Annotated in this window: 1 protein-coding gene; it reads left to right on the top strand. The window is 67.3% G+C overall.

The features are described from left to right. The coding region (locus tag ACTFO6_RS18970) for a rhodanese-like domain-containing protein (RefSeq protein WP_439935898.1) at positions 1–248 on the top strand (248 nt) is incomplete at its 5' end. Between the last annotated feature and the right edge of the window lie 15 nt (positions 249–263).

Genomic DNA, 263 nt, shown 5'->3' with positions numbered 1-263 from the left:
ATCCCAGCATGCAGCTCAATCCCCGCTTCGCCGAGGAACTCGAGCGGCAGGTGGGCAAAAAAGCCCGCGTCATGTTCATCTGCCGCAGCGGCGGCCGCTCCCACCATGCGGCGGCCTTGGCGAAAAGGCTGGGCTACGCCCAGTGCTACAACGTGCTGGAGGGCTTCGAGGGGGACCGGGACCCCCAGGGCCACCGCAACAAGGTGGGCGGCTGGCGGGTGGCGGGGCTGCCCCGGGTCCAGAGATAGCCAAAGATTCCAGAA

The sequence above is a fragment of the Pelomicrobium sp. G1 genome (assembly GCF_051905455.1).
Classification (GTDB): Bacteria; Pseudomonadota; Gammaproteobacteria; order Burkholderiales; family UBA6910; genus Pelomicrobium.
This window is presented reverse-complemented; position numbering and strand designations above follow the sequence as displayed.